The sequence below is a fragment of the Yoonia vestfoldensis DSM 16212 genome (genome assembly GCF_000382265.1).
Lineage (GTDB): Bacteria > Pseudomonadota > Alphaproteobacteria > Rhodobacterales > Rhodobacteraceae > Yoonia > Yoonia vestfoldensis.
This window is the reverse complement of sequence record NZ_KB907978.1, coordinates 148,479-168,133: the sequence shown is the minus strand read 5'-3', so window position 1 is coordinate 168,133 and position 19,655 is coordinate 148,479. Positions and strand designations below refer to the sequence as shown.

Below are 19,655 nucleotides of genomic sequence, written 5' to 3'. Positions count from 1 at the left end.
AGGCAGCAGCCGAAAGCCAGTCACAAGTCAGCGCACCCCGATGGCGGCCAGTGCCTTGGACAATTCGGGCGGCAGCGCCTCTTCATGCTGGCGACCTGCGGGCAGATCGTCGGGGGCGTCCGCCACAGGCAGATAGCGCCAGCCCTGAAAGGCGCGCTTGGGGGTGGCTGCAACACGGATCAATCCGGGTTTGCAGACGATGGCGCAGCGGCGGATATCGTCGCCGCCAATATACTCATCAAGCCGCAGGATAGGTTGGCGGCACAGGATCACACCCTTGATCACCCAATAGATCGACCCGCCGTTCAGGATTTCATCTTCGCGCTTGGGCCACATGCGGGTGATGTGGCGCGGCAGCCCGTCTTCGGTCTGCGCGCGCCTGTCCGCCTGCCACGCGGCAAGATCGGCCACGTCATCGGTGCCGACTGAAAGCTTGAGCAGGTGGACTGTATTTGTCATCTATCCCCCCCGGGATGAGCGTGAGTTAAGGCGGCAGGATCGAAAAGCAAGGCTGCGACAAAATATACGATCCAGAACCGTCGATGCAGGTTGAAACCACAAGATATGGCGGTCTACAAGACCGTTCCAGAATCCCTGCAACTGACCTAACATGGCGTCTCTTCGCCATGGCCGCCAGCATGAAAGCAAAACCGATGTCCCATTTCGCAGCCCCCATCGCCGAACAGATCTGGGACATGAAATACCGTTTCAAACAGGCCGACGGCACTCCGATCGACACGACGGTCGAGGATACATGGCACCGGATCGCCAAATCTCTTGCCGCGGTAGAGGCCGACCCGCAGGCGTGGGAAGGCAAATTCTACGACGCGCTGGCCGATTTCAAATACCTGCCCGCCGGCCGGATCACGGCAGGGGCTGGCACCGCGCGGTCGGTGACGCTGTTCAACTGCTTTGTCATGGGCACCGTGCCCGACAGCATGGGCGGCATCTTCGACATGCTCAAAGAGGCCGCGCTGACCATGCAGCAGGGCGGCGGCATCGGCTATGATTTCTCCACCATCCGGCCGAAGGGTGCGTCGGTACTGGGTGTTGCCGCCGATGCCTCGGGGCCTCTGTCCTTCATGGATGTCTGGGACGCGATGTGCCGCACGATCATGTCGGCGGGCTCGCGCCGTGGCGCGATGATGGCCACGATGCGCTGCGACCACCCCGACATCGAAGCCTTCATCACCGCTAAATCCGACGCCGCGCGCCTGCGGATGTTCAACATGTCGGTCCTGATCACCGATCCGTTCATGGCGGCAGTCAAGGCGGGCGGCGACTGGGATCTCGTGTTCGGCGGGCAAGTGTACAAGACCCTCAAGGCGCGCGATCTGTGGGACACGATCATGCAATCGACCTATGATTATGCCGAACCGGGTGTGATCTTCATCGACCGCATCAACCAGATGAACAACCTGAACTACTGCGAAACCATCGCGGCGACGAACCCCTGCGGCGAACAGCCATTGCCGCCTTATGGCGCCTGCCTTCTGGGGTCGATCAACATGGCGCGGCTGGTCAGCGACCCGTTCAGCGACCGCGCGAAACTGGACGCGGACGCCCTGACCGATCTGGTCGCCACCGCCGTGCGGATGATGGACAATGTCGTGGACGCCTCGCGCTTTCCGCTGCCGGCCCAACAGCAAGAGGCGATGAACAAGCGCCGCATCGGGCTGGGCGTCACCGGTCTTGCCGATGCCTTGCTGATGGTCGGGCTGCGCTATGGCTCGGAAGAGGCGGCAGCCCAAACCGACGCCTGGATGCATGCCATTGCGCGCGCGGCCTATCTGGCCTCGGTGGAGCTCGCGAAGGAAAAAGGCGCGTTTCCCCTGTTCGACGCCGACAAATACCTCGCCAGCGGTGCGATGCAGCAGATGGACGCCGACGTGCGCGGGGCGATCCGCACCCACGGCATCCGCAACGCATTGCTGACCTCCATCGCGCCCACCGGCACGATCAGCCTTTACGCGGGCAACGTGTCATCGGGGATCGAACCCGTCTTTGCCTATGCCTATACCCGCAAGGTTCTGCAAAAAGACGGCACGAAGACCGAGGAAGAGGTCGTCGATTACGCCGTCCAGATGTGGCGCGACCTGAAAGGCGACGCCCCGCTGCCGGACTATTTTGTCAACGCGCAAACGCTCGCCCCGCTCGATCACGTCCGCATGCAGGCGGCCGCACAGAAATGGATCGACAGCAGCATTTCCAAAACCATCAACTGCCCCGAAGACATCAGCTTCGATGCCTTCAAGGAGGTCTACATGGCCGCCTGGGACCAGGGCTGCAAAGGCTGCACGACCTACCGGCCAAATGACGTGACCGGCTCGGTCCTGTCCGTCTCGGAAGAAAAACCGCAGCTTCTTATTTCCGAAAATACTCCCGCCGGAGGCGACCCGGCAGGGTCTGAAGTCACCACGCTCGGCGGCGAAGTGATCTATATGTCCGAACCGCTGGACCGGCCGCAGGAGTTGGAAGGGGCGACCTACAAGCTCAAATGGCCCGACAGCGAACACGCGATCTACATCACGATCAACGACCTGATCGTGGCGGGGCACCGGCGCCCGTTCGAGATCTTCATCAATTCCAAGAACATGGAACATTTCGCCTGGACCGTGGCGCTGACGCGGATGATCTCGGCGGTGTTCCGGCGCGGCGGCGACGTGACCTTCGTGGTGGAAGAACTGAAAGCCGTGTTCGACCCGCGTGGCGGGGCGTGGATGCAGGGCAAATACGTCCCCTCGATCCTCGCGGCAATCGGCGGCGTGATCGAACGGCACATGGTCTCGATCGGATTTCTGGCGGGCGAAGGTCTGGGGCTGAAAACCGACCCCACCGCCGACGTCGTCACGCTGAACGGCGGCAAGCGGGGCAAGGCCTGTTCGTCCTGCGGGTCCTATGACCTGCGCATGGTCGAAGGCTGCATGACTTGCGCCTCTTGCGGATTTTCCAAATGCGGCTGATCGCGGCTCTCTGCGTGCCTTGGCCCTGGCGCAAGGTCCGGCTGCGGCACAGGACAACCTGTTCACGGCGGCACCGTCGGGGCAGGCCCTTGCCAGCGATCCGAATGTCCTGCTGGTCGATATCCGCGAACCGGACGAATGGCAGCAGACCGGCGTGATCGACGGGGCCTTGCTGCACAGTTACCGCGATGCCGAGAGTTTTCTGGCAGCGATAGCCCCGCTGTTGCAGGACGGGCAAAGCATCGCGCTGATCTGCCGGTCGGGCAACCGCACCTCGCGCGCGGCGCGGCAGATCGCCGCAATCACGGATGTCCCGGTCATCGATATCTCAGGCGGTATGCTGCGGGTTCTGGGTGAAGGCTACACGCCTGTTGCGCCGAGCGCCGCACAAGGCTGCACCATCTGCTGACATTCGCGCTGCGCCTTCGCTGGTGGCATCGGCCACTTGCCGCGCCCGATGCAGTTTGGCCCTTGGCAAGGCGGTGCCGACCCGTCACATGACGGCCATGATGCGCCGCCCCCTCAGATACGCTTGGAACCAGTTTCGGTATGTTCCGCTGCTGTCCGTCCTGACATGGTCGCGCGCGCGACGGTTCGACAAACGGTCCCGGGCCTTGGGGTCCGCCATCGGTTTCGTGATGCGCTGGTTTCCGCCCGCCCGTTGGCGGTTTGACAAGCAGGTGCTGCGCGTGTTCCCCGCGATGGATCGCAGGGCGCGGGCAACACTCGGGCAGGCTATGGGGCGCGCTATGGGGCAGACCCTGTTCGAGATTTATCATTGTGCAGAATTCCAGTCCCGCCACGACAAGTTTCATGCCGACGGGCCGGGCTTGACCGCGCTCGAGGCCGCGCGCGACGCAGGCAAGGGCGCGTTGATCGTCTCGGGCCATTTCGGGCAATGGGAAGCCGTGCGCGCCGTGCTCAAGGCGCGCGGCATGGAAACCGGCGCAATCTATCGGCGCCAGCCCAATCCGCATTATCAGCGCCGCCTGCGCGCAGGTATCGAAGCAGGCGGCATGCCGATCCTTGAGACGGGCCGGTCAGGGACAAAATCGCTGGTGCGCCACCTGCGCGCAGGCGGGTTCATGGCGATCCTGCTGGATGAAAAGCAGGCCGAGGGGACGGCGCTGTCGTTTCTCGGACATCCCGCGCTGACCTCGCTTGCGGCGGCGGAACTGGCATTGAAGTACGACCTGCCGATGGTGCCAGCCTATGGGTTGCGCCGCCCGGACGGCGAAACCTTTGATGTCATGTTCGAGGCGCCGATCCCGCACAGCGATCCGGTGACCATGACGCAGGCCTTCAACGACAGCCTGTCGGCGCGGATCATGGCGCATCCTGACCAATGGTACTGGATGCTGCGCCGGTGGGACACGCCGCGCCGATAAGTGTTCATGCGGTGCTGCGGGGCCGGCCCCAGTCGCGGTTTTCAAATTGATCATGGATTAAGCGCTGGTTTTGATGCATCATCCCCCCCAGCCATACCGACCAGGAAAAAATTGATGACGCTTGCCGTCCCGAACATGAAGTCATGTACGGATTGTCCCATCCGTTACAACGCAGTCTGTTCCAAATGCGAACCTGACGAAATTGGTCTGTTGGAACAGATCAAGTATTATCGTTCGTTTGCGGCGGGCCAGACGGTGTTCTTCGCCGGTGATCCTCTGGAATTCGTCGGATCGATCGTGTCGGGTGTCGCCAGCCTGACGCGCACCATGCCCGACGGCCGGGTGCAGATGGTGGGCCTGCTGCTGCCTGCCGATTTTATGGGACGCCCCAACCGAGAGACGATTGACAACGACATCGTCGCGGAAACTGACCTGATGCTGTGCTGTTTCCGGCGCAAACCGTTCGAGAAGCTGATCGAACAGACCCCGCATGTCGGCCAGCGCCTGCTGGAAATGACGCTGGATGAACTGGACGCGGCGCGCGAATGGATGCTGGTGCTGGGCCGCAAGACCGCGCGCGAAAAGATCGCCTCGCTGCTTTACATGATCGCCACGCGCATGGTGAAGCTGAAACCCGGCGCCCATGCGCAGGTCGCGTTCATCCTGCCGATCACGCGCGAGACGATGGCGAATTACCTTGGCCTGACCATCGAGACCGTCAGCCGCCAGATGACCGCGCTGAAGAAGGACGGCATCATCGCCTTCGACGACCGCCGCGACATCACGGTGCCCGACCTCGAGGCGCTGAAGGCCGAAACCGGTGAGGAAGTGTATTCGTAATCCCGTAGATCGAGGTTCTCTCCGACCTCGTAAGGGCTCCATGTCTGGCAGACTGTTGATTGCGGCACTTACACTTCACCTGACCGTTGCAATAGTCGTTGCGATCGGCGCGGGGGCCGCCCCAGCCTTCGTATTTCTGACAGGGGTAGCCTACCTATTCGCATTTAATGTCGTAGATGCGATTCCCTTTCTAATGATCCCGGCGATGGTTGCAGGCGCACTCTCGGTGATCGCCATCGGACGTACGCGCCACAGTTCGAGATGAAGCTCTGCGCTGATCGGTGTGATGTCGGCGTTCGTTTTCATCGCGATTGCAGAGCTTGGGACGGCGACTGCCATGCGTGTCGCACTGCGGGCAATGGATGAACCCGCTTGCATGTTCGGAGTGAAGACCTTCATGTCATCAGCGTCCGACTACCTGCGGTCCGCCGACATCCTCTTTGGCGAAATGTTCAAACATGAGCATCACGCACTTGCCGCGCTGCCCGGCGAAAGGCTCGCGATATGGAGCTATCAGCAGATGGCATTCGTTCCCTATGCACCTGGTCCAAATGTCAAAAAGCCTGTGCCTTCATTCTGTGACGCAACGATCAGCGTACCAGAGGCAGGGCGTAGCCCCGCCCTAGCGTGACATCAGGATCGGCCGGTCGGCGCGTTCCAGCAGGCTGCGGGTGGCCCCGCCAAAGACCGCTTCGCGCAGGCGTGAATGACTGTAGGCACCGCTGACGATCAGTTGCGCGCCGACTTCGCGGGCGCGGCGCAGCAGGATTTCGCCCACATGCGGTTCAGTTTTGGCCAGCACCGCGACCTCTGACCGCGTGCCGTGCCGCATCAGGTATTGTGCCATCGCACCACCTGGATCAGACCTGTCGGCGGCATGCATCGGCGGGTCGATGATGCAGATATCGGCGACATCAGCTTGTTGCAGCAAGGGCAGCGCGGCCCGTGCGGCGGCCAGCGCCTCGGCCCCGTCGTTCCAGCCCATCAGGATATGGCCGCCGGCATCAGGGGCCTTGCAGCCCTTGGGGATCATCAGCACGGGTCGTTCGGCGGCGAATAGGCACGCCTCGACCAGCGCTTCCGCGTCGGGATTGTCCTGATAGGGGCGCGGCAGCACGACCAGATCGCAAAACCGCAGCTTGCGCGCCAGATAGGCGGTCAGCGCAGGCCCCTGCACCGTCGCCGATTGGAGCGCCCAGCGGATCGGTTCACCCTGCATCCGGTTGTTGACCCAAGCGTCCAGCTTTGCGCGTTCGGCCATGGCGTCGCGCGTCTGGCGTTCGATCGTCAGCGCCTCGGCGCCCATGTAATAGGTGTTCGTCTCGCTGTGGCAGATGGTGACGACGAAAATCTCCAGATGCGTATCAAGCCGCGCAGCCAGCGTGATCGCGGCGTCGAGCCCTTCTGTCGACTCGTCGCTATCCGTCAGAACGGTCGAAATGATCTTGTATGCCATCGGTCTGGCCCTTCCCCGTCACAAGCATTGTCAGGGGGCGATCGTTCGCGCAAACCGCTCCTTGTCCTCTGTATGCCGCGCGATGCGGTTGCATGTCTTGATCCATGTCAAGCGAGGGGTTGATCCACATCAACGACCGCATCGGCGGATATTCGCATAACCCCATCATCGACAAAGGATCGGGCCGTGTTCCGGCGCGATGGATAAGGGGAATTCCATGGGGAATTATTTCAAACTTGCCGCATTGGGGGTGATCGCCCTTTTTGCGGCCATGGCGGCGAACTGGGGGCGTGATACGGCCTACATCGTGCATGCCATCATCATTCTGGGCGTGTCCGGGTTAATGTTCATCCGCGTCCTGCGCCAGATGGAACAACCGGCCATGGCCGCGCCCACGGGCTATATGGACGATGTCGTCCGGGCCGGTGTGGTGGCGACGACATTCTGGGGCGTCGTCGGCTTTCTGGTCGGGGTCATCATCGCCTTTCAACTGGCATTCCCGCAGCTGAATTTCGAATTTCTCCAACCCTTCGGCAATTTCGGGCGGTTGCGTCCGTTGCACACGTCGGCGGTGATTTTCGCCTTTGGCGGCAACGCGCTGATCATGTCGTCCTTCTACATCGTGCAACGCACCTGCGGCGCGCGGTTGTGGGGCGGGAACCTCGCGTGGTTCGTGTTCTGGGGCTACAACCTGTTCATCGTGCTCGCCGCGACCGGCTATCTTTTGGGGGCGACGCAGTCCAAGGAATACGCCGAGCCTGAATGGTACATCGATATCTGGCTGACGGTTGTCTGGGTCGCCTTTCTTGCGGTGTTCATGGGCACGTTGTTCAAGCGGCAGGAACGGCACATCTATGTCGCCAACTGGTTCCTGCTGGCCTTCATCGTCACCGTGGCGATGCTGCATGTCGTCAACAACCTGTCCATCCCCGTCAGTATCTGGGGCAGCAAATCCGTGCAGGTCTTTTCGGGCGTGCAGGATGCGATGGTGCAGTGGTGGTACGGCCACAACGCGGTGGGCTTTTTCCTGACCGCCGGTTTCCTGGGGATGATGTATTACTTTGTCCCCAAACAGGCCGGTCGTCCGATCTTTAGCTACAAGCTGTCGATCATCCACTTCTGGGCGCTGATTTTCCTTTATATCTGGGCGGGTCCGCACCATCTGCACTATACCGCGCTGCCTGACTGGGCCTCGACGCTCGGCATGGTGTTCTCGATCATCCTGTGGATGCCAAGCTGGGGCGGCATGATCAACGGTCTGATGACCCTGCAAGGGGCCTGGGACAAGCTGCGCACCGACCCGATCATCCGCATGATGGTTATCTCGTTGGCCTTCTACGGTATGTCGACCTTTGAAGGGCCGATGATGTCGATCCGCGCGGTCAACAGCCTGTCGCATTACACCGACTGGACCATCGGGCACGTGCATTCGGGTGCCTTGGGCTGGAACGGCATGATCACCTTTGCCGCACTCTATTTCCTGACACCGAAACTTTGGGGACGCGCACAGATGTATTCGATGTCCGCGATCAACTGGCATTTCTGGTTGGCCACGATCGGCATCATCCTCTACGCCGCCTCGATGTGGGTCACCGGCATCATGGAAGGGCTGATGTGGCGCGAAGTCGATGCCAACGGGTTCCTCGTGAACAGCTTTGCCGACACCGTTTCCGCCAAATTCCCAATGTATGTTGTACGGGGCTTGGGCGGGGTTCTGTACCTGACCGGCGGGATAATCATGGCCTGGAACATCTTCATGACGATCAGGGGTGGCGTGAAAGTCACCGCCCCGGTCGGCGTGCCGGCTGAATAGGAGGCCAGAGAAATGAACGATACACCAAATTCGCCCGTCAAAGGCTTTCTGTCGAAACATGCGATCCTTGAACGTTCGCCGACATTGCTGCTCGTTTCCTCCCTCGTGGTGGTGGCGATCGGCGGGTTGGTGGAAATCGTGCCGCTCTTCTACCTCGAGAACACGATCGAAAAGGTCGAAGGCGTGCGCCCCTATTCCCCGCTCGAACTTGCGGGGCGCGATGTCTACGTCCGCGAAGGTTGCTATGTGTGCCACAGCCAGATGATCCGCCCGATGCGCGACGAGGTCGAACGCTATGGCCATTATTCGCTGGCGGCGGAATCGATGTATGACCATCCGTTCCAATGGGGGTCCAAACGCACCGGGCCCGATCTGGCGCGCGTGGGTGGCAAATATTCCGACGCTTGGCATCTTGATCACCTTAGCGCGCCGCGCAGCGTTGTGCCGGAATCGATCATGCCGGGCTATGCCTATCTGCTGGACAGCTACATCAACGCCGATCACGTCGCCGATCTTGTCGCGACGCACCGGATCGTCGGAGTGCCCTATACCGAAGAGATGATCGAGGTGGCGGCTGCCGATGTCCTTGCGCAGGTCGACCCGGACACCGATGCCTATGACGATCTTCTCGAACGCTATCCGGGTGCGCAGATCCGCAATTTCGACGGCCGCCCCGGCGTGTCGGAAATGGATGCGCTGATCGCCTATCTGCAAATGCTCGGCACGACGGTCGATTTCTCGACCTTCACCCCAGACGCCAGCCGCTAAGGAGCCAATGATGGAAACGCAATCTCTCTTGCAGCAGATCGCCGACAACTGGCTGCTCGTCTGGATGGGCACGTTCTTTCTTGGCGTGATCCTTTGGGTGCTGCGGCCGGGCAGTCGCAAGCTTTATGCCGATACGGCCAACATCCCCTTCCGTAACGAGGAACGGCCCGCCTGCGCGAATGCTTGCGCCGACGGTGCCTGCCAGACAAAGGAGCTGCAATCATGAGCAGCAAGCACGAAAAAGACATTGACGACGTCACCGGCACGGACACGACAGGCCATAGCTGGGACGGCATCAAGGAATTGAACAACCCCTTGCCGCGCTGGTGGCTGTGGACGTTCTACATCACCATCATCTGGGGCATCGCCTATACGGTGGCCTATCCCGCATGGCCGCTGGTCAGTTCTGCGACATCGGGCCTTCTGGGCTATTCGACGCGTGCCGAAGTGGCAGAGGACATCGCCCGTTTCGAGGAAGCCAATGGCGAGATCCTCGCGCAGCTGGCCAGTGCCGATCTGGAAACGCTGGATCAGAACCCCGAACTGATGCGCTTTGCCAGCTCGGCGGGTGGTGCGGTCTTCCGCAACAATTGTTCGCAATGCCACGGATCGGGTGCAGCGGGGGCTGTCGGCTATCCGAACCTGCTGGACGATGACTGGCTCTGGGGCGGCGATTTTGAAAGTATCGCCTATACCGTGCGCCACGGCATCCGCAACGAGGAAGACTGGGATGCCCGCTATTCGCAGATGACCGCCTTTGACGAAATCCTGTCGAACGAAGAGATCGACGCCGTGGTCAATCATGTTCTGGCGATTTCGGGTCAGGAACATGACGCCATGCTGGCCGCTACGGGCAGTGAACTCTTCCTCAACAATTGCGCGGCTTGCCATGGCGACGCGGGCATGGGCGACCGCAATCTGGGCGCACCCAATCTGACGGATGCGATCTGGCTCTATGGCGGCGATGCCGCAACCCTGGAAACAACGATTCGCTATGCGCGGTTTGGGGTCATGCCGCCATGGGGGTCGCGCCTGTCGGAGGCCGAAATCAACGCCGTGACCGCCTATGTCCACCAGTTGGGCGGCGGCGAATAAGCTTCACCCGGGTTTCGCCACCTGTTCGCGCATCGGCGAAACCCACCGTGAAGGGAAGGGCGCCCGGCTATCCGGGCGCCTTTCTTTGTTCAGGCCTGCTGTGCAAGCCGCGCCTCCAACACGTCGAACGGCACGCCCGGTTCGTCCTTGGCACCCCGGATCACCAGCGATGTCTTGACGGACGCCACATTGTCGGCGCTGGTCAGTTCCTCGGTCAGGAACCGCTGGAAAGTCCGCAGGTCGGGGGCCACGCATTTGAGGATGAAATCCACCTCGCCATTGAGCATGTGGCATTCGCGCACAAGCGGCCAGCTGATGCATTTGCGCTCGAAGGCGGACAGGTCCGCCTCGGCCTGACTGACCAGCCCGACCATGGCAAAGACCTGCACCTCGAACCCCAGTTCGCGGGCATTGACATCGGCATGATAACCCGTGATGAACCCTTGTTCTTCCAGCGTGCGCACCCGGCGCAGGCAGGGCGGCGCGGAAATACCAACGCGGCTGGCAAGCTCGACATTCGTCATGCGCCCGTCGGCCTGCAATTCGGCCAGAATCATCCGGTCAATTTCGTCGAGTTTCGTGCCTGGCATCGGGTTCCCCATCAATTTTTCCGAATACTACGTTTTTCGTAACAGATACGCAATAATGTTTCACGTTTCCGCAACAATCGAACGCGGCGTCTTGCCCTTCCAACCGATGCCGCCGGGGGCTATATCGGGGGTGTATTCCTGATGAGGTCCGTCATGCCCGATACCCGCCACACCCGCGTTCTGATCATTGGTTCCGGCCCTGCGGGCTATACCGCAGGCGTCTATGCCGCGCGTGCGATGCTTGAACCCCTGCTGGTGCAGGGGATGGAACCGGGCGGGCAATTGACCACCACGACCGAGGTCGAAAACTGGCCCGGCGACACCGAAGTGCAGGGCCCCGACCTGATGCTGCGCATGGAAGCCCATGCGCGTGCCATGGGCTGCGAGATCGTGCAGGACATCATAACATCCCTCGATCTGCAGAAACGCCCGTTTACCGCCATGTCCGACAGCGGCACGGTCTACACCGCCGATGCGGTGATCCTGTCCACCGGCGCCCGCGCAAAATGGCTGGGCCTGCCGACCGAGGACAAGTTCAAGGGCTTCGGCGTCAGTGCCTGTGCGACCTGTGACGGGTTCTTCTATCGCGGGCAGGAAATCGTCGTCGTCGGCGGCGGCAATACCGCCGTGGAAGAGGCGCTGTTCCTGACCAATTTCGCCTCCAAGGTGACGTTGATCCACCGCCGCGACGAATTGCGCGCCGAAAAGATTCTGCAACAGCGGCTGGAAAAGAACCCCAAGATCGAAACGCTCTGGTTCCACGAGGTCGAAGAAGTGTTCGGCACCGAGAGTCCCTTGGGCGTCGAGGGTATCCGCGTCCGCGATGTGCGCAGCGGCGCTGTCACCGAAATCGCGGCCAAAGGTGTGTTCATCGCCATCGGCCATGCGCCCGCGTCCGAACTGGTGCAGGGCCAGCTCGAGCTACACAACGGCGGCTATGTCGTGGTCGAACCCGGCACCACGCGCACCGCCATCCCCGGTGTGTTCGCGGCGGGCGATCTGACCGACCATGTCTACCGCCAGGCCGTGACAAGTGCCGGCATGGGTTGCATGGCGGCGCTGGACGCGGAAAGGTTCCTTGCCAGCCAAGGTGATCTGCATGTCGTGAAAGCGGCGGAATAGCCGCGGTGGATCTGCCACAGGGGCTTGTGCCCTTCATAGCTGTCGACATGCCGGTCTATCGCATCTTGCTTGCGGCACGGTCGGACAAGGTGCTTGACGGGGTCAGCCATGCTGAGGGGCGGTTCCATCACACCGGACAGACCGCGATCTATGCCGCAACGTCGCCCGAGGCTGCGCCGATCGCGATGGACATCGCGCTAAAACGCAGCACCGCAGCGCGGGTGATCGTGCCACTGCATCTGACCAGCACGCGCATGGTCGATCTGGGCAACGAAGATCTGTGCCGGGCGCTGCGAATTGACCCTGCGTGGCAAAGCGCGCCTTGGGCTGAAGAACGCAGCGCCGGGCGCCAGGCGACCACATGGCGCGTGTCCGATGCTGTCCGGAAATCGGGGGCGGATGGCGTGATCTATCGTTTGCGCCGCGCGCCGGACAAGGTGCTGATCGCGCTTTTCGGGTGGAACCGCCCCGGCCGGGCAGACCTGCGCATCGCAGGGGAAAGCGCGGCATGGTCCCCACCGTCGCGGGACTGATCTGTTCGCCCGTTTACCCGTGCGTGGGTCCGTTGTCCTGATCCTGCCACACCAGACGGAACAGCAGTCTTTTTCGCGCAGCTTGCTAGACAACACCGACACGGCGGGTCTATGGCACTGCAACAGCAACCAGTGACGTCAGTGAAAATCATGCCTCAGGACTTGGCCCCGATCCCGGAACTTTATGTCTCTTACGAGAGCGCCCAGAAACTGAAGGCAGAGGCGGGCGATCTTGTCAGTCACGACCTGACGCCCCGTCAGATCTGCGATCTGGAACTCTTGATGAACGGCGGGTTCAACCCGCTGAAAGGGTTCCTGTCCGAGGCGGATTACAACAGCGTCGTGGACAATATGCGCCTTGCCGATGGCGCACTGTGGCCAATGCCGATCACGCTGGATGTCTCACCTGCCTTTGCTGACAAGGTAACAATCGGCCAGGATATCGCGCTGCGCGATCAGGAAGGCGTGATCCTTGCGACGATGACCGTCACCGACAAATGGACGCCGAACAAGGCGCACGAGGCGGCAAGGGTGTACGGTGCCGACGATTCGGCGCATCCGGCGGTGAACTATCTGCACAACACCGCAGGCAGCGTTTACTTGGGCGGGCCGGTCACCGGCATCCAGCAGCCCGTGCATTACGATTTCCGCGGCCGTCGGGACACGCCGAACGAACTCCGCGCGCTGTTCCGCAAACTGGGCTGGCGCAAGGTCGTGGCGTTCCAGACCCGCAACCCGCTGCACCGCGCGCATCAGGAACTGACCTTCCGGGCGGCACGCGAAGCGCAGGCGAACCTGCTGATCCACCCCGTCGTCGGCATGACCAAACCCGGCGATATCGACCATTTCACCCGCGTGCGCTGCTACGAGGCCGTGCTGGATCAATACCCCTCCGCCACCACCACGATGAGCCTGCTGAACCTTGCCATGCGCATGGCCGGCCCGCGTGAAGCAGTCTGGCACGGGCTGATCCGCAAGAACCATGGCTGCACACATTTCATCGTCGGCCGCGACCATGCCGGCCCTGGCAAGAATTCCGCCGGGCAGGATTTCTATGGCCCCTATGACGCGCAGGACCTGTTCCGCGAACATCAGGCTGAAATGGGCATCGAAATGGTCGATTTCAAACAGATGGTCTATGTGCAGGACCGCGCGCAGTATGAGCCCGCCGATGAAATCGCCGATAAGGACAAGGTGACCATCCTTGATATTTCCGGCACCGAACTGCGCCGCCGTCTGGCCGAAGGTCTGGAAATTCCCGAATGGTTCAGCTTTCCGCAGGTCGTGGAAGAGTTGCGCAAAAGCCGCCCCGCGCGGGCGAAACAGGGTTTCACCGTGTTCTTCACCGGCTTTTCGGGGTCGGGGAAATCCACCATCGCCAATGCGCTGATGGTCAAGCTGATGGAAATGGGCGGGCGGCCTGTGACCCTGCTGGACGGTGATATCGTGCGTAAGAACCTGTCGTCGGAACTGGGGTTCAGCAAGGAACACCGCGATCTGAACATCCGGCGCATCGGCTATGTCGCGTCAGAGATCACCAAGAACGGCGGCATCGCGATCTGCGCGCCCATCGCGCCCTATGCCACGACACGGCGCGCGGTGCGCGAGGATGTCGAACAATTCGGCGCCTTCGTCGAGGTCCATGCCGCCACCTCCATCGAGGAATGCGAACGCCGCGACCGCAAGGGGCTGTACAAGCTTGCACGCGCAGGCAAGATCGCGGAATTCACGGGGATTTCGGACCCCTACGATGTCCCCGAACATCCCGAACTGCGGCTTGATACCGAAAACCAGAGCGTCGACGCCTGCGCGCATCAGGTGATCCTGAAGCTCGAAAGCCTTGGGCTGATCCGAGGGTAAGGCATGTCACTTGTTGTAACTTTATCCACGATTCCGCCGCGCTTTAATGAGCTTGGACCCACGCTCGAGTCTTTGCTGGCGCAAACGGCGGCCATTGATGAAATCCGGCTATACGTTCCCCGGAAATACCGCCGTTTTCCCGATTACGACGGCAGTCTGCCGGATGTGCCCAAAGGGGTGCGGATCATCCAGCCGGATGAGGATCTGGGTCCGTCCAGCAAGGTCGTTTTTGCGGCGGATGAATTGCGCGGCACCGATACGACCATCATCTACTGTGATGATGACCGGATCTACGAACCGGACCGCTTTATGCGGATGACGGAGGAAAGCCGCGAGCGTCCCGCGTGCTGCATCGCACCGCTTACTCTGGACTTTCATGATGTGGAATTACCGGTTCCACCGCTGCGACAGCCGCGCTGCATGGCCTACAAAAAAGGGTGGGATTACCGCCGCGAACGGATCGCGCAACAGTTGCGCTTTGCTGTGACAGGCAAACGCAGTCCAAAGCCGCGACGCCCAAGATTCGGGACGGCAGGCTTTGGATCGTTTGCCGAAGGATGCGGTGCCGTGCTGATCCGCCCGGACTTCCTTCCTGCCGAAGCTCTCGACGTCCCGCCCGTTCTATGGGCCGTCGACGACATATGGTTGTCGGGCCACATGGAAAGGTTGGGTATTCCGATATGGACACCTGCTAATTTTCTGATTCCCTTCCATGACCATTTGAACGATGTCGAACCGCTCTACCTTGCTGTCATCGAGGGTCTCGGACGGCACGACGCCAACATCGCATGCATCCGCTACATGCAGGACACCTACGGCATCTGGCGTTAGTGCACGGTCACCGGATGCATGTGGTTCTCGCGCGCCAGATGGAACGCGAGCGTGCGATCCGCGACAAGCGCCAGTTGCTCGCCCTTGGTGTTGTGGACGGCGAACACCTCGCGCAGGTCGCCGATTTCGGCGCGCACGTCTTCGGGCAGGTCGGCTGTCAGCACGGGTTTGACATAGACGATATCCTGTCCCAGCGTCTTGAGATCGTATTTCATGTTCATGGCTTATCCTTTCCTGATCTTGATCGTCTGGACAACGCGGTCGGGCACTGATCGCGTCAGATCGACATGCAGCAGACCGTTTTCCATCACCGCCTCGCCGACATCGACGCCATCAGCCAGCACGAAGGACCGCTGGAACTGCCGCGCGGCGATCCCGCGATGCAGATAAATGCGCCCTTCGCTGTCGTCGCGCTGCCGGCCCCGGATCACGAGCGAATTATCCTCGACCGTGATCGCCAGATCGCCTTCTGCGAAACCGGCGACGGCCAGCGTGATCCGGTAGGACGTGGCAGAGGTTTGTTCGATGTTGTAGGGCGGATAACCGTCATTGCCGGTTTTCGCGGTGCGTTCGACCAGCCTTTCGAGCTGTTCAAATCCCAGCAGGAACGGATGGGTTCCCAAAGCCATTTTCGTCATAAGACATGCCCTTCGTTCAAGCGACTGTCGGTGCGGCCCCGTTCGCGGCGGCCTGAGTGAAATATGGGTGCCGATTGTGCCGCGATCAAGAGGAAGTATTAGGATGTTGGCGCGACATTGTTTATCTATGGCGGATCAGCTGCGGGATAATGCGGACCAATGACGACCTTCGCCAAAATGGATGAAATCGACGTGCTGCGCGTCAAGCTGGAAATGCTCAAGCGCCAGCACCGCGATCTCGACGAAGCGATCGAGGCGCTGCACGACCGGGCATCCACCGACATGCTGACGATCAAACGGCTGAAAAAGCAGAAACTGGCGCTGAAAGATCAGATCGTCGCGCTCGAAGACCGCATTCACCCCGATATCATCGCCTGATCGCCCGTTGCGGTGCCCCCGCGCATGGCTATAGTGCCGCTTCAAGTTTCTGAGGGGATCAACGGAATGGCGCAACCTCTGGTCGGGATCATCATGGGCAGCCAGTCGGACTGGCCCACCATGCGCGAGGCGGCGGATATGCTGGACCAGCTTGGCGTGCCGTATGAAAAGCGCATTGTCTCCGCCCACCGGACACCGGACCGCCTGTGGGATTACGGCAAGACAGCCGCAGCGCGGGGGTTGCAGGTCATCATCGCTGGCGCGGGCGGGGCGGCGCATCTGCCCGGCATGATGGCGTCCAAAACCCGCGTGCCTGTGATCGGCGTGCCGGTCCAGACCAAGGCGCTGGGCGGTGTGGACAGCCTTTACTCCATCCTGCAAATGCCGCGCGGGTTTCCCGTGGCGACGATGGCCATCGGTGCCGCCGGGGCGGCGAATGCGGGGTTGATGGCGGCAGGCATCCTTGCCTTGCAGGACGCAGCCCTAGCCGCGCGGCTGGATGCATGGCGTGAGGCGCTCTCGGCCTCGATCCCGGAAGAACCCGTAGATGACTAATGCGTTGCCTGTCGGGGCCACCATCGGAATCCTCGGTGGCGGGCAATTGGGGCGGATGCTGGCGGTGGCGGCATCGCGGCTGGGGCTGAAGGTGCATATCTTCGAACCGGGCGCGAACCCGCCCGCAGGCGACGTGGCGCACAGGTTGACGACAGCCAGCTATGACGACCATGCCGCGCTGACCGCCTTTGGCCAATCCGTCGATGTCATCACCTATGAATTCGAGAATATCCCCACCTCGGCGCTCGACCTTCTGGAAACGCTTGCCCCGATCCACCCCGGACGGCAGGCGTTGGCAACCAGTCAGGACCGGCTGACCGAAAAGACATTCCTGCAAGGGCTGGGCCTGCAAACCGCCCACTTTGCCAATGTGCCTGATATGGCAGCGCTGGAGGCCGCACTGGCGACCATCGGCGCGCCCGCGATCCTCAAGACACGGCGCATGGGCTATGACGGCAAGGGGCAGGCGCGGATCAAGGCGGCGGATGATGCGCCGCGCGCTTTCGTCGATATGGCGGGGGCGCCCGCGATCCTCGAAGGTTTCGTCAACTTCAGCCTTGAGGTGTCGGTGATCGGCGCACGTGGGCAGGACGGGGCGGTCGCGTGCTACGATCCGGGCGAAAACGTGCACGAGGATGGCATCCTTCGCACCACGACTGTTCCCGCCAGACTGACCGCCAGCCAGCGCACCGATGCCGTGCTGATCGCGGCGCGCATCCTGAACGCCCTTGATTATGTGGGTGTCATGGGGGTGGAATTGTTCGTCACGCCGCAGGGCCTGATCGTGAACGAAATCGCCCCGCGCGTGCATAATTCCGGCCACTGGACCCAGAACGGCTGCACGATCTGCCAGTTCGAACAGCATATCCGCGCCGTGGCGGGCTGGCCTTTGGGCGACGGGTCGCGCCATGCCGATGTGACGATGGAAAACCTGATCGGGGGCGACATGGACAAACTGGCCGATTACGCGAAAACCGATGCGGCGATCCATCTTTACGGCAAGGACGAGGTGAAACCGGGCCGCAAGATGGGTCATGTCAACCGCATCTTCCGAGCCTAAATATCCCCGCCGGAGGCTTGTCGCCCCGCAGGGGCGGCAAAACCTTACTCGGTCCCGAGGATCACATCCGTCATCGTCAGGTCAGGGTCGAACCGGCCATTGCGCAAAAATTCGATGACCTGGCTGATCACCACGGGATTGTTCATCATGAACGTATGCGTGACGGGCAGCACAATATGGTCGGTCATCCCGTCCAGCCGCGTAGACGCGACCGACACCTTGCCGTCATCTGGGCCTTCGATCAGCGTCGAATAGACCGGGTTCAGGCTCCGGTTGCCCGCGATCACGCCAATCTCGAATGGCAGATAGTCGAGCGTGTTGGGAAAGCTGTCAGCCTCCGTGCCAAGCTGAAGACCCGCGGGGCCGTTGACCCATTGGAACGGCTCGAAATCGCCAAAGATATCCACCAGTTCCGATCCCGCATTCGGCGGCCCCAGCATGACGACGCGGCCCATTTTTTCGGGGCGGTTGTTGGTCAGCCAGGCCCGCACAAGGATGCCGCCCATCGAATGGGTCACGAAATTGACGCGCCTGTCGCCGCAGGCGGCCACGTCTTCGTCCACGTAGTCCGCGACAAGGTTCGGGATCGTGCTTTCGGTCGACGGATAGCCGCGGTTGATGACGGTATAGCCTTCGCCTTCGAGGACAAGCGCCATGGCTGTCATCGAAATCTCGGTCCGGGCAAGGCCGTGCAGCATGACGACACATTCCTGCGCGACGGCGGGGGCGGCCGTGATGGCCAGCATCAGGGAAGCGACAAAGTTTTTCATGACCTGTTAAGTAGCATCGTCGCGCCGATGCGGAACCCCAAAACAGCCCAAAACCTAACGTCGCGCGGGAAGGGCGATGGCGATTCCGCCCAGAACCAGCAACCCCGCCACGATCAGCCGCGCTGTCAGTGGCTCTGCCAACAGCAGCACACCGGCGGCGACGGTCAGCACCGGCACGCTCAATTGCGCGATCCCCGCGAGAGTCGATGGGATCTGCGGCAGGATACGATACCATAAGGCATAGCCAAGGCCTGATGTGATCGCACCAGCGACGGCGGCGGTCACGACACCCGGCACGGACAGATCGCCCGCGTCAGAGACCGGCAAGGCCAGCAGCACAAGCGGCAGGCACAGCAGGAAATTCGCGGCACTCGATCCCAGCGCATCAGGCTCGCCGCGCCCCAGCAGGGTGTAACCTGCCCAAGCGATGCCCGCCACGGTCATGGCCAGCGCCCCGCCCAAGGGCAGCGCCTGCGCCCCCGTTGGCCAGAGCAAGACACACAGCCCGCCAAAGGCGATCACCGCCCCCAGCCAGCGCCGCGGCGGGATGATCTGCCGTTCGGCAACGGACCAACCGAATATCACGACCTGAATGACACCGAACAGGATCAGCGCGCCGATCCCTGCATCAAGGCTGAGATAAGCCCATGAAAAACCGATCATGTAGCCCGTCAGCGCAACCGCCCCGCCGATACGGCGCGCGGACAACAGCGGCGGACGCGCCGCCCCGCGCAGCATGACCAGCGCCCAAAGCATCAGGCCACCCGCCGCGACCCGGATCGCGGCAAAATCCATCGGGTCCATGCCGTAACGCGCGACACCCAGCCGGTTCAGGACCGAATTGGCCGCAAAGGCGGCCATGGTCAGGGCCAGCAATAGGGAAATCTTGAACACATCAGGCCTTTCCAGATGACGGGCCATCTTGATACCGGATCGCCACAAAAGAAAAGGGCGGCCCCTGTGGGACCGCCCTTTGTAGCGTTGTCGCAGCACTT

23 protein-coding genes are annotated in these 19,655 nt (G+C 61.6%); 16 read left to right on the top strand and 7 right to left on the bottom strand.

Features of this window, described 5'->3' with window-relative positions:
• Positions 1–27 precede the first annotated feature (27 nt).
• The gene (locus H147_RS0107935) at positions 28–459 is read right to left on the bottom strand and encodes a DUF1489 family protein (RefSeq protein WP_019954825.1); all 432 of its coding nucleotides are present in this window, start codon (positions 457–459) and stop codon (positions 28–30) included.
• Positions 460–653: 194 nt separating this feature from the next.
• On the opposite strand from H147_RS0107935, the gene H147_RS0107930 reads away from it, so the two are divergent.
• The 5 genes from H147_RS0107930 (at position 654) to H147_RS0107905 (ending at position 5,822) form a co-directional block, all read left to right on the top strand.
• Entirely contained in the window at positions 654–2,963 is a 2,310-nt protein-coding gene (locus H147_RS0107930; protein WP_026352365.1) for an adenosylcobalamin-dependent ribonucleoside-diphosphate reductase, read from the top strand.
• Positions 2,964–2,982: 19 nt separating this feature from the next.
• Entirely contained in the window at positions 2,983–3,372 is a 390-nt protein-coding gene (locus H147_RS0107925) for a rhodanese-like domain-containing protein (RefSeq protein WP_019954823.1), read from the top strand.
• 97 nt (positions 3,373–3,469) lie between these two features.
• Positions 3,470–4,351 (top strand): lysophospholipid acyltransferase family protein, encoded by an 882-nt coding sequence (locus H147_RS0107920; protein WP_043699568.1) that lies wholly within the window; start codon positions 3,470–3,472, stop codon positions 4,349–4,351.
• A gap of 114 nt (positions 4,352–4,465) precedes the next feature.
• Entirely contained in the window at positions 4,466–5,191 is a 726-nt protein-coding gene (gene fnrL / locus H147_RS0107915) for a transcriptional regulator FnrL (RefSeq protein WP_019954821.1), read from the top strand.
• A 286-nt stretch (positions 5,192–5,477) separates the two neighbouring features.
• On the top strand, positions 5,478–5,822 hold the full coding sequence (locus tag H147_RS0107905; RefSeq protein WP_019954819.1) for a hypothetical protein: 345 nt from the start codon (positions 5,478–5,480) through the stop codon (positions 5,820–5,822).
• Here H147_RS0107905 and H147_RS0107900 read toward each other — a convergent pair.
• On the bottom strand, positions 5,814–6,647 hold the full coding sequence (locus H147_RS0107900; RefSeq protein ID WP_019954818.1) for a universal stress protein: 834 nt from the start codon (positions 6,645–6,647) through the stop codon (positions 5,814–5,816). The two genes, H147_RS0107905 and H147_RS0107900, sit on opposite strands and share 9 nt — an antisense overlap.
• A 217-nt stretch (positions 6,648–6,864) precedes the next feature.
• Between H147_RS0107900 and ccoN the strand changes: the two genes are divergently transcribed.
• From ccoN to ccoP, 4 genes are read left to right on the top strand one after another with little or no spacing between them, the layout of a single operon-like run.
• Positions 6,865–8,460: a cytochrome-c oxidase, cbb3-type subunit I gene (ccoN, locus tag H147_RS0107895; protein WP_019954817.1), complete on the top strand. Its 1,596-nt coding sequence runs from the start codon at positions 6,865–6,867 to the stop codon at positions 8,458–8,460.
• 12 nt (positions 8,461–8,472) lie between these two features.
• The gene (gene ccoO / locus H147_RS0107890; protein WP_019954816.1) at positions 8,473–9,228 is read left to right on the top strand and encodes a cytochrome-c oxidase, cbb3-type subunit II; all 756 of its coding nucleotides are present in this window, start codon (positions 8,473–8,475) and stop codon (positions 9,226–9,228) included.
• Between the two features lie 10 nt (positions 9,229–9,238).
• Positions 9,239–9,454: a cbb3-type cytochrome c oxidase subunit 3 gene (locus tag H147_RS0107885; protein WP_043699563.1), complete on the top strand. Its 216-nt coding sequence runs from the start codon at positions 9,239–9,241 to the stop codon at positions 9,452–9,454.
• On the top strand, positions 9,451–10,323 hold the full coding sequence (gene ccoP, locus H147_RS0107880) for a cytochrome-c oxidase, cbb3-type subunit III (RefSeq protein ID WP_019954814.1): 873 nt from the start codon (positions 9,451–9,453) through the stop codon (positions 10,321–10,323). Before H147_RS0107885 ends, ccoP begins: the two co-directional genes overlap by 4 nt.
• Positions 10,324–10,412: 89 nt before the next feature.
• Here ccoP and H147_RS0107875 read toward each other — a convergent pair whose 3' ends face one another.
• A complete protein-coding gene (locus H147_RS0107875) occupies positions 10,413–10,913 on the bottom strand; it encodes an Lrp/AsnC family transcriptional regulator (protein WP_026352364.1) in 501 nt (166 codons plus the stop codon).
• Between the two features lie 153 nt (positions 10,914–11,066).
• On the opposite strand from H147_RS0107875, the gene trxB reads away from it, so the two are divergent.
• From trxB to H147_RS0107855, 4 genes are all read left to right on the top strand, one after another.
• Positions 11,067–12,035, top strand: a complete 969-nt coding sequence (gene trxB / locus H147_RS0107870) for a thioredoxin-disulfide reductase (protein ID WP_019954812.1) — start codon at positions 11,067–11,069, stop codon at positions 12,033–12,035.
• 5 nt (positions 12,036–12,040) lie between these two features.
• Positions 12,041–12,568, top strand: a complete 528-nt coding sequence (locus H147_RS0107865) for an RES family NAD+ phosphorylase (protein WP_019954811.1) — start codon at positions 12,041–12,043, stop codon at positions 12,566–12,568.
• A gap of 150 nt (positions 12,569–12,718) precedes the next feature.
• The gene (locus tag H147_RS0107860; RefSeq protein ID WP_026352362.1) at positions 12,719–14,428 is read left to right on the top strand and encodes a bifunctional sulfate adenylyltransferase/adenylylsulfate kinase; all 1,710 of its coding nucleotides are present in this window, start codon (positions 12,719–12,721) and stop codon (positions 14,426–14,428) included.
• A gap of 3 nt (positions 14,429–14,431) precedes the next feature.
• Positions 14,432–15,259, top strand: coding sequence for a glycosyltransferase family protein (locus H147_RS0107855; RefSeq protein WP_026352361.1), 828 nt, complete (start codon positions 14,432–14,434; stop codon positions 15,257–15,259).
• Here the strand turns inward: H147_RS0107855 and H147_RS0107850 are convergent.
• Both H147_RS0107850 and H147_RS0107845 read right to left on the bottom strand, forming a co-directional pair.
• A complete protein-coding gene (locus H147_RS0107850; protein ID WP_019954808.1) occupies positions 15,256–15,480 on the bottom strand; it encodes a DUF1150 family protein in 225 nt (74 codons plus the stop codon). The two genes, H147_RS0107855 and H147_RS0107850, sit on opposite strands and share 4 nt — an antisense overlap.
• Before the next feature lie 3 nt (positions 15,481–15,483).
• Entirely contained in the window at positions 15,484–15,897 is a 414-nt protein-coding gene (locus H147_RS0107845; RefSeq protein WP_019954807.1) for an Hsp20 family protein, read from the bottom strand.
• Positions 15,898–16,056: 159 nt separating this feature from the next.
• On the opposite strand from H147_RS0107845, the gene H147_RS0107840 reads away from it, so the two are divergent.
• The 3 genes from H147_RS0107840 (at position 16,057) to H147_RS0107830 (ending at position 17,890) form a co-directional block, all read left to right on the top strand.
• The gene (locus H147_RS0107840; protein ID WP_019954806.1) at positions 16,057–16,275 is read left to right on the top strand and encodes a YdcH family protein; all 219 of its coding nucleotides are present in this window, start codon (positions 16,057–16,059) and stop codon (positions 16,273–16,275) included.
• Between the two features lie 66 nt (positions 16,276–16,341).
• A complete protein-coding gene (gene purE / locus H147_RS0107835) occupies positions 16,342–16,830 on the top strand; it encodes a 5-(carboxyamino)imidazole ribonucleotide mutase (RefSeq protein WP_019954805.1) in 489 nt (162 codons plus the stop codon).
• A complete protein-coding gene (locus tag H147_RS0107830; RefSeq protein WP_026352360.1) occupies positions 16,823–17,890 on the top strand; it encodes a 5-(carboxyamino)imidazole ribonucleotide synthase in 1,068 nt (355 codons plus the stop codon). Before purE ends, H147_RS0107830 begins: the two co-directional genes overlap by 8 nt.
• A 44-nt stretch (positions 17,891–17,934) precedes the next feature.
• On the opposite strand, the gene H147_RS0107825 is transcribed toward H147_RS0107830, so the two are convergent.
• Both H147_RS0107825 and H147_RS0107820 read right to left on the bottom strand, forming a co-directional pair.
• On the bottom strand, positions 17,935–18,660 hold the full coding sequence (locus H147_RS0107825; protein ID WP_019954803.1) for an alpha/beta fold hydrolase: 726 nt from the start codon (positions 18,658–18,660) through the stop codon (positions 17,935–17,937).
• A 54-nt stretch (positions 18,661–18,714) separates the two neighbouring features.
• Positions 18,715–19,581, bottom strand: a complete 867-nt coding sequence (locus H147_RS0107820) for a DMT family transporter (protein WP_019954802.1) — start codon at positions 19,579–19,581, stop codon at positions 18,715–18,717.
• Positions 19,582–19,655 lie beyond the last annotated feature (74 nt).

Excerpts from the sequence above, each read along its gene's own strand:
- H147_RS0107900 (WP_019954818.1), bottom strand. The coding sequence starts at position 6,647 with ATGGCATACAAGATCATTTCGACCGTTCTGACGGATAGCGACGAGTCG.
- H147_RS0107855 (WP_026352361.1), top strand. The coding sequence starts at position 14,432 with ATGTCACTTGTTGTAACTTTATCCACGATTCCGCCGCGCTTTAATGAG.
- H147_RS0107850 (WP_019954808.1), bottom strand. The coding sequence starts at position 15,480 with ATGAACATGAAATACGATCTCAAGACGCTGGGACAGGATATCGTCTAT.
- fnrL (WP_019954821.1), top strand. The coding sequence starts at position 4,466 with ATGACGCTTGCCGTCCCGAACATGAAGTCATGTACGGATTGTCCCATC.
- H147_RS0107825 (WP_019954803.1), bottom strand. The coding sequence starts at position 18,660 with ATGAAAAACTTTGTCGCTTCCCTGATGCTGGCCATCACGGCCGCCCCC.
- H147_RS0107935 (WP_019954825.1), bottom strand. The coding sequence starts at position 459 with ATGACAAATACAGTCCACCTGCTCAAGCTTTCAGTCGGCACCGATGAC.
- ccoN (WP_019954817.1), top strand. The coding sequence starts at position 6,865 with ATGGGGAATTATTTCAAACTTGCCGCATTGGGGGTGATCGCCCTTTTT.
- ccoO (WP_019954816.1), top strand. The coding sequence starts at position 8,473 with ATGAACGATACACCAAATTCGCCCGTCAAAGGCTTTCTGTCGAAACAT.
- H147_RS0107875 (WP_026352364.1), bottom strand. The coding sequence starts at position 10,913 with ATGCCAGGCACGAAACTCGACGAAATTGACCGGATGATTCTGGCCGAA.
- purE (WP_019954805.1), top strand. The coding sequence starts at position 16,342 with ATGGCGCAACCTCTGGTCGGGATCATCATGGGCAGCCAGTCGGACTGG.
- H147_RS0107830 (WP_026352360.1), top strand. The coding sequence starts at position 16,823 with ATGACTAATGCGTTGCCTGTCGGGGCCACCATCGGAATCCTCGGTGGC.
- H147_RS0107885 (WP_043699563.1), top strand. The coding sequence starts at position 9,239 with ATGGAAACGCAATCTCTCTTGCAGCAGATCGCCGACAACTGGCTGCTC.
- H147_RS0107930 (WP_026352365.1), top strand. The coding sequence starts at position 654 with ATGTCCCATTTCGCAGCCCCCATCGCCGAACAGATCTGGGACATGAAA.
- H147_RS0107905 (WP_019954819.1), top strand. The coding sequence starts at position 5,478 with ATGTCGGCGTTCGTTTTCATCGCGATTGCAGAGCTTGGGACGGCGACT.
- H147_RS0107860 (WP_026352362.1), top strand. The coding sequence starts at position 12,719 with ATGCCTCAGGACTTGGCCCCGATCCCGGAACTTTATGTCTCTTACGAG.
- H147_RS0107820 (WP_019954802.1), bottom strand. The coding sequence starts at position 19,581 with ATGGCCCGTCATCTGGAAAGGCCTGATGTGTTCAAGATTTCCCTATTG.
- H147_RS0107920 (WP_043699568.1), top strand. The coding sequence starts at position 3,470 with ATGATGCGCCGCCCCCTCAGATACGCTTGGAACCAGTTTCGGTATGTT.
- H147_RS0107840 (WP_019954806.1), top strand. The coding sequence starts at position 16,057 with ATGACGACCTTCGCCAAAATGGATGAAATCGACGTGCTGCGCGTCAAG.
- ccoP (WP_019954814.1), top strand. The coding sequence starts at position 9,451 with ATGAGCAGCAAGCACGAAAAAGACATTGACGACGTCACCGGCACGGAC.
- H147_RS0107845 (WP_019954807.1), bottom strand. The coding sequence starts at position 15,897 with ATGACGAAAATGGCTTTGGGAACCCATCCGTTCCTGCTGGGATTTGAA.
- trxB (WP_019954812.1), top strand. The coding sequence starts at position 11,067 with ATGCCCGATACCCGCCACACCCGCGTTCTGATCATTGGTTCCGGCCCT.